This window comes from Vibrio marinisediminis (assembly GCF_014050145.1).
Lineage (GTDB): Bacteria > Pseudomonadota > Gammaproteobacteria > Enterobacterales > Vibrionaceae > Vibrio > Vibrio marinisediminis.
The window spans coordinates 1-283 of record NZ_JACFYF010000206.1 but is presented as its reverse complement, the minus strand read 5'-3'; the positions used below and the strand labels follow the sequence as shown (position 1 = coordinate 283).

General features: G+C 34.3%; 1 protein-coding gene. It reads right to left on the bottom strand.

The window, feature by feature from the left end:
- Positions 1-283, bottom strand: a 283-nt coding sequence (locus H2O73_RS23905) for a hypothetical protein (RefSeq protein WP_220457741.1), incomplete at both ends; no start/stop codon positions are given.

Sequence of the window (283 nt, the reverse complement as noted above, 5' to 3'; positions counted from 1 at the left end):
CCTCCTGGCTGCCAATATAAATCGTTAAAAGTTGGTACACGGTAATTTCTAGATCCATTTAACTGAATACTATAATGTTTGGAAACTGCATATTCTGTATCCAACGAAAAAACTAAAGGGCTCTCAAAAGAAGATGTGAAATCTTTTCGCAAATTAATTCCATAGCTAAATGCTTTAGTCAGCTTATGATTTAGTATAGCTGTAGCGGAAACATTTGATCGACTTGGTGTACCAAAACTAGTTCCTTCAGCGGTATACTTAGTATAATCAACACTTGTTTTTA